Source organism: Rhodomicrobium udaipurense JA643 (assembly GCF_000636015.1).
Taxonomy (GTDB): Bacteria; Pseudomonadota; Alphaproteobacteria; order Rhizobiales; family Rhodomicrobiaceae; genus Rhodomicrobium; species Rhodomicrobium udaipurense.
Window position 1 is genome coordinate 1 of sequence record NZ_JFZJ01000152.1, and the last position, 7,316, is coordinate 7,316.

A 7,316-nucleotide genomic window follows, 5' to 3' on the forward strand; every position below is an offset into this window, starting at 1 on the left:
TAGCTCAATTGAATCATCCTGCTCGAATTCCGCTACCGGCTCACTGGACACCTCCTCGAAAGCACCGCGCTTGAAGTGACCTTCCGCAGTGAGGGCCAAGGCGAAAGCGAGCCGAATCACAGCGCGTCAAGCCACGGTTCCAGTCGGCGCGGCTATTGATTTCGAGCTCCTTGATGCCTTCGGAGGGAATAATTATCCGATCAGTGCAGGGGTCTTGCTGCCGAGATAGGCGTCATCTTCGATTTGCTTGACGAGAAAATCTGCGACATCGGCGCGCGAGATCGTGCCGTTGCGCCAGTCGGCGGGCTTATCGAGGATTTTATACCGGCCTGTGCGAGGACCGCTGGTGAGGATGCCCGGCCGGACTATCACCCAGGACAGAGCGCTGCGCCGAATGATCGTCTCCTGCACCGCCTTATCCGCATAGACGCGGCCCAACAGGAGTTCGAAGGGAAGGCGCTGCAACAGTGACATATGCTGGCGGCTGTCGCCGGCCCCAAAGCCCGTTACAGAAATCAGACGCTTCACGCCCGCACTTTCCATCGATTGGATGAGTATGCGCGTTGCGTCGGAGAAGAGTCGAGTGTGGCTGGTCACCATAGCAAGGCTGGCCTTCGCTCCGAGCGTTTCGATGACGGCGTCGACTCCCTTAACGGCCGCCGCGACATCCTCGGCTCTGAGCGCATCGCCGTTCACCTTCGTCAGCTCCGTATGGGTAATTGGGATTTGGGAGGCGGATCGCGCAAAAGCGCGCACCCGATAGCCTTGATCGAGAGCTCGTCGAACCGTCTCAAGTCCGATGCCGCGGCTCGCGCCGATGATGAGAATGGTCCTCATGGATAAGGGGTACGCCCTATAGGATTGGGTTAAGCATGGTTGAAAGTAACAACGATGATGCGTGGATTCCAGATCGTCATGACGCAGTCGCAGGATGCGGGGTCCATGTTGCGGTTCAGGCCCTGATGGTTCGCCTGCTCGGCTCACGCTCTTTAGGCCAAGTCCACCCGCACCGTTTGCTCTCAGGTCGTCTTTTCCGCAACTTGCGCTAGCCACCATATTGGGGGCGAGGGAGTTAGGAATGTGCGGCAGGTTCACACAGAATTTTACATGGGCAGAGTTACACGCGCTCTATCGCCTGACGAATGACGCTATCCCAAATCTGCGCGTTTCGTGGAACATCGCGCCGACGCAGGACGTGGGCGTTATCGTGCGGGAAGAAGGCGGCCGCAGTTATAAAATGATGCGCTGGGGATTGGTGCCGATGTGGGCGAAGGACATCAAGATCGGCAATCAGGATCAATGCGCGCATCGGAACGGCGGCGGCAAACGCGCCGCTGCCTCATTCCAGTCTCGGGGTTTTATGAATGGCGCGCCGTTGAAGTTCCGGGAAAAGCGAAGCCTGCGACGGAATCCGCGATCTGCACTCGCGCATGCCGGTGATGCTGGCCAAATACGGCTTCGAGCCGTGGCTTGCCGGCGAAAACCTGTGATCGATTCCGGCCTCGATGCGGCGGTGACCGTCCGGCCCGTGTCGCCGAAAATGAACTCGCCAAAATACAATGCGCCGGATTGCGTCGAAGGGCTTGTGGCTTGATCTGGCGAGATCGGGTCGATAGCGGACTCCGGGCCCGCCCTCAAGGCCTAACTGCTCTCCCCTTAGGAGCAGAAATACAAGAGTGCCATGATTTTTTTTTTGCTGAGATCAGCCTTGGTAAGCATAACAAAGATTACGTCATTGTGTGCTTAGCTAATTGTATCCAAAGCATCCAGGTTCATTCGCTGCCAGAATGATCGATCATGACTCATCCAGAAATCATGCCACTGTGCCACTCCCAACCGCTCATGGCCGGCTTTTACCGCTTCACGAAGTTTGTCGGCACTTTCAAATCCAGTAATCTGCGCGAGCTTGTGAAAGTTGCGGCGCTGCTCAGCTCTGATGAAAAATGGAAATGCGGCGCGAGATGAATAGTGAAGCGTCTGTGGATACCAGTGAATATTATCGCTGATAAAAGCCATCATTAGAATAAGCAATTCCGCTTGCATAACATCCGCAAACGGTAAGTCCGTGCGATCCGCCTGACGCTTAATAAGCTCTGCCGTGGGCGAGTAAAGTCCTCGTCCCCCTGGCGCGAGTATCTGTAGCGCCTCTGAATAACCGTAAAATTCACCAAAAGTAGAGAATCGGTTGAGTTTCGTCACTTCCGTCTCTGGAAGAAGGTAGTGACTATTAAAAATAAGTCGGAGAATATTGAACGCGCCGGCTTTAATCAAGGCGGCTATAACATATAGGAATGTTTCGTAAACAAATACGCGGTGTGCTTCGAACCAAGCCTCGTTCCAAGTGGTGACTTCCTGCGGTCTTGACTTGAGCTCAAGCAATTTCTCCAGCATCGCGATTAGCTCGTCACCAAACTCTTCGGACAGATTGACTTCGGACTCCAGCAAGACCCAATCAACGAGGTGGTCGCGTACAAGTTTGAGTTTCCCGCAATCCTCTAGAACCCGCTGGCCAAGATTTGCAAGATCGGGTTGCTTTCTAATACGCAAGGCGTCTGCGTAATCATAACATGCGCCAAGAAAGTCCTTTCGGTAAAGTTTAACTCCGCGCTTTCCTTGTAGAACGCACTGTCTTAATGCGGCAAACTTTGCAATCGCGGGGCTTGCTGGAATGACTGCATCATGTGTGATAAATGTAGGTGCTTTTCCTAGAGCCGGTTTCTGATGCGCGGGTTTACCGTACAACACGCGGATTAGCTGCTCCCAGTTCTCATTTGCCGCCTCAGGGCTAGAGAAGTCAATCCAGATTCGGGACTTAAGAAAGGTTGGAAGAAATGGTTCGTTTGAGTCGTCGAATTCGCAAACAATTGGAATGAACTTAGATTGTTGCACTTTTAAGTATACTTCACGCGAGATGATCTGGGATTCAGTGCCAACCCCAGCCTTGCGCGCGTCAGCCTTTGAGGCATATTGAGAATCTGAGAAGACAAGGACATGGGTGACGGTCTCATCGGTGACCATCTTTTCCATGAATGCGAACTTGTCGTTCCCCTCTTTTAGGTCCCAGACATCAAGAACGACGTCAATTCCGTCGCTTACCATTTGCTCCGCCCACTGGCGGATGCGTGCCTGATGTCCGGGCGATGTCCAGCTGTAGGAAATGAATACTCTCGGGTTCAATTCCGCCTCAATCTGTGACCAACGCGCGCTGCCCCAACTAACACGATTCGGCTCGCGACAGTTACTGTGAAGCGGGTGTTTGCGGAACACAAGAATGCCGAGGGAGGCAGGCATGAATGCTCCTAACCTCAATCCGATCAGCGAGTCTGCCTCCAATAGCAGAACTAAATAGTAATGATCGAAATGACAGCTCTCGGCCTACAGTACGCATAAGGCAACGATTTAGGCGGAAAGTAAAAAGATATATTTCTTTCGCCCGCGTCGGATTGTGGCATTCGGTCGAGGAGGGTCGATTTGAGACATCCCTGCCGGATTTAGCCTCGCTCGCAATCGGAGGCAAAGCGGAATGGAATTTCCGAACAGAGACTTAGTCCAGACCGGGTAATGAATAGGACTCCAAATTTCGCCACTTGCGGTCTGCGCCGATGGCAGGTCTTGGATATGAAACGGCCAAAGACAAAGGCGTTTGGCCGTTTCCCTATGAGAATCCTATTTTTTCGCGCCTGTTCCTCCGTCGAACCTATATGCCCCTCCGACTATCCTTCCCCGAATGAATAACTCATCGGGTGAGGAGTCCCATGTTCGAAGTTCTCATGCTCTGCATCGGCGTCGCGTTCTTCGCGGCAGCCGGGCTTTACGTTGCTGGCTGCGAGCGGTTGTGAGGCGGCCATGCTGTTGGACTATGCGCTTGCAGGGGCCGTGTCGGTCTTCCTGCTCGTCTATCTCGTCTACGCGCTCATAAAACCCGAAAAATTCTGAGGCAATCATGACCCTCGCAGGTTGGGCGCAGATCCTTGTCTTCTGCGCAATCGTGGTGATGCTCGCGAAACCCCTCGGCGCGTACATGACGCGCGTGTTTTCGGGCGAGCGCACTTTTCTTTCGTTCGTTTTGTCCCCGGTCGAGCGCGTGTTCTACGCGCTGGCCGGGATTGACCCGAGAGCGGAGCAACGCTGGAGCGCTTATGCGATCTCGATGCTCGCTTTCAACTTTGCGGGCTTCCTGCTGCTTTACGCAATCCTGAGGCTTCAGGATCTGCTCCCGCTCAACCCGCAAGGCATGGGGGGCATGCCGCCCGATCTCGCGCTGAACACGGCGGCGAGCTTCGTCACCAACACCAACTGGCAGAATTACGGCGGCGAAAGCACGCTCGGCTATTTCGCGCAGATGGCGGGGCTGACGGTGCAGAACTTCGTTTCCGCCGCCACCGGCATCGCACTTGCGGTCGCACTCATCCGCGGCTTCACGCGGCGCTCGGCGGCGGGGATCGGCAATTTCTGGGCGGATCTGACGCGCTGCACGCTCTACATCCTGTTGCCGATTTCGCTCTTGATCGCGTTGGCGCTGGTTTGGCAGGGCATGCCGCAAAACCTCAATCCATATGTAGAGACGACAACGCTTGAAGGCGGCAAGCAGGTGATCGCGCAAGGCCCGGTCGCGAGCCAGGTGGCGATCAAAATGCTTGGCACGAATGGCGGCGGCTTCTTCAACGCGAACGCCGCGCATCCGTACGAGAACCCCACGCCGGCTTCGAACATGATCCAGATGATCGCGATCTTCGTGCTCGGCGCGGGGCTTACGAACGTCTTCGGGCGCATGGCGGGCGATCAACGCCAGGGCTGGGCGATTTTCCGCGCGATGGGCGTGCTGTTCCTGGTGGGCGTCTCGCTCGCCTATTGGGCCGAGGCGAACGGCAATCCGCTTCTGACCGCGCTCGGCCTCGATGGCGCGCCCGGCAACATGGAAGGCAAGGAGACGCGCTTCGGTATCGCAGCGTCGGCCCTCTTCGCCACGATAACGACGGCGGCGTCATGCGGCGCGGTAAACGCCATGCACGCCTCGCTGACCCCGCTCGGCGGCCTCGTGCCGCTGGTCAACATGGAGCTTGGCGAGGTCGTCATCGGCGGTGTAGGCGCTGGGCTCTACGGGATGCTGCTGTTCGCCATCCTCTCCGTGTTCGTCGCCGGGCTGATGGTCGGGCGCACGCCGGAATATCTAGGCAAGAAGATCGAGGCGCGCGAGGTGAAGCTCACCATGCTGGCGATCCTGTGCCTCCCGCTCATGATGCTCGGTTTCACGGCGATTGCGGTCATCGCGCCGAACGGCCTTTCGAGCGTCTCTTCGGCGGGACCGCATGGCTTTTCCGAAGTGCTGTACGCCTACACGTCGGCAGCGGCGAACAACGGCTCGGCCTTCGCGGGGCTGTCGGGCAATACCGTGTTCTATAACACCACGCTTGCCGTCGGCATGCTGGTCGGACGCTTCTTCGTGATCGTCCCGATGCTCGCCATCGCGGGCTCGCTCGCCGCGAAAAAGATCGTGCCGCCTTCGAGCGGGACATTCCCGACGAACGGACCACTGTTCGCAGGCCTCCTCATCGGCGTCGTCGTCCTCGTCGGCGGGCTGACCTTCCTGCCAGCGTTGGCACTCGGTCCCATCGTCGAGCACTTCGCCATGATCGCCGGACAAACTTTCTGAGGCACCCATGAAAACGTCGACCCTTTCCGCGCGGTCGTCCGCGCTTCATCCAGCCATTCTCGCTCCCGCGCTCGCAGGCGCCTTCAAGAAGCTCGCGCCGCAGCACATGATCCACAATCCGGTCATGTTTCTCGTCGAGGTGCTGGCGGCGCTCGTCACCGTGCTGTTCATCCGCGATGCAGTTGCGGGGACGGAGAACCTCGGCTTTCCGCTTCAAGTCATCCTCTGGCTCTGGTTCACCGTGCTGTTCGCGAACTTCGCCGAGGCGGTGGCCGAGGGGCGCGGCAAAGCGCAGGCGGCGAGCCTCCGGGCGACCCGGACCGATGTCATCGCCAAACGGCTGAAGAACGCGGCCCGCGACAGCGATATCGAGAGCGTGCCCGCGCTCGCGCTCAAGCCCGGCGATATCGTTCTCGTCGAGGCGGGCGACATCATCCCGTCCGATGGCGAGGTGATCGAGGGCATTGCTTCGGTGAACGAAGCCGCGATCACGGGCGAATCCGCGCCGGTGATCCGCGAGTCCGGCGGCGACCGCTCGGCGGTGACGGGCGGCACGCAGGTCATTTCCGACTGGCTCGTCGTACGCATCACCGCCGCGCAGGGCTCCACCTTCCTCGACCGCATGATTTCGCTCGTCGAAGGCGCGCAGCGTCAGAAGACGCCGAACGAGATCGCGCTGAATATCCTGCTCGCTGGCATGTCGCTCATCTTCGTCCTCGCCGTGGCGAGCATTCCGAGCTTCGCGGCCTATGCGGGCGGCGAAATCTCGGTGCTGGTCCTCGTCGCGCTGTTCGTGACGCTCATCCCGACGACCATCGGCGCGCTGCTTTCAGCCATCGGCATCGCGGGCATGGACCGACTCGTGCGCTTCAATGTGCTCGCCATGTCGGGCCGCGCCGTCGAAGCGGCGGGCGACGTTGACACGCTGCTGCTCGACAAGACGGGCACGATCACGCTCGGCGACCGGCAGGCAACCGCGTTCATCCCGCTTGAAGGCGTGAGCGAACTTGAACTCGCCGATGCGGCGCAGCTTTCTTCGCTGTCGGACGAAACCCCCGAGGGCCGCTCCATCGTCGTCCTCGCGAAGGAGAAATACGGCCTGCGAGGGCGCGATCTCGCCGGACATTCCGTGCATTTCATCCCTTTCAGCGCGCACACCCGCATCAGCGGCGTCGATGTCGATGGCGAGCCGATCCGAAAAGGCGCCGTCGATGCGGTTCTGGCGCATGTTCGACAGGTCACGGTCAACCCGAACATGGCGGCCGCGCCCGACCTGCGGCAGATCGTCGAAGGGATTGCCCGAACGGGAGGAACGCCCCTTGCCGTCTCGCAGGCGGGCCGGGTTCTGGGCGTCGTCCATCTCAAGGACATCGTGAAGGGCGGCATCCGCGAACGCTTCGCCGAGTTGCGGCAGATGGGCATCCGCACCGTCATGATAACCGGCGACAACGCGTTGACGGCGGCGGCCATCGCGGCTGAAGCGGGCGTCGATGACTTCCTTGCCGAAGCGACACCCGAGGCGAAGCTCCGCCTCATCCGCAAGGAGCAGGCCGATGGGAAGCTCGTCGCCATGTGCGGCGACGGCACCAACGACGCGCCCGCGCTTGCGCAAGCCGATGTCGGCGTCGCGATGAACACGGGCACAGTCGCCGCGCGCGAGGCG

General features: G+C 58.9%; 6 protein-coding genes. 4 read left to right on the forward strand and 2 right to left on the reverse strand.

Annotated features, from left to right (window positions below):
• Window positions 1-192: 192 nt before the first annotated feature.
• Window positions 193-837 carry an NAD(P)-dependent oxidoreductase gene (locus tag T281_RS15395; protein ID WP_037241402.1) on the reverse strand — a complete coding sequence of 215 codons (645 nt, stop codon included), beginning with the start codon at window positions 835-837 and terminating at the stop codon, window positions 193-195.
• Between the two features lie 241 nt (window positions 838-1,078).
• On the opposite strand from T281_RS15395, the gene T281_RS17990 reads away from it, so the two are divergent.
• Window positions 1,079-1,594 carry an SOS response-associated peptidase family protein gene (locus T281_RS17990; protein ID WP_052037569.1) on the forward strand — a complete coding sequence of 172 codons (516 nt, stop codon included), beginning with the start codon at window positions 1,079-1,081 and terminating at the stop codon, window positions 1,592-1,594.
• Between the two features lie 149 nt (window positions 1,595-1,743).
• Here the strand turns inward: T281_RS17990 and T281_RS15405 are convergent, their stop codons facing one another.
• A complete protein-coding gene (locus tag T281_RS15405) occupies window positions 1,744-3,291 on the reverse strand; it encodes an SEFIR domain-containing protein (protein ID WP_155955298.1) in 1,548 nt (515 codons plus the stop codon).
• A 555-nt stretch (window positions 3,292-3,846) separates the two neighbouring features.
• On the opposite strand from T281_RS15405, the gene kdpF reads away from it, so the two are divergent.
• The 3 genes from kdpF to kdpB all read left to right on the forward strand — a co-directional run.
• A complete protein-coding gene (gene kdpF, locus T281_RS18445) occupies window positions 3,847-3,936 on the forward strand; it encodes a K(+)-transporting ATPase subunit F (protein ID WP_081796844.1) in 90 nt (29 codons plus the stop codon).
• Between the two features lie 7 nt (window positions 3,937-3,943).
• Window positions 3,944-5,653: a potassium-transporting ATPase subunit KdpA gene (gene kdpA, locus T281_RS15410; protein WP_037241404.1), complete on the forward strand. Its 1,710-nt coding sequence runs from the start codon at window positions 3,944-3,946 to the stop codon at window positions 5,651-5,653.
• 7 nt (window positions 5,654-5,660) lie between these two features.
• Window positions 5,661-7,316, forward strand: a 1,656-nt coding sequence (kdpB, locus tag T281_RS15415) for a potassium-transporting ATPase subunit KdpB (RefSeq protein ID WP_037241407.1), incomplete at its 3' end; no start/stop codon positions are given.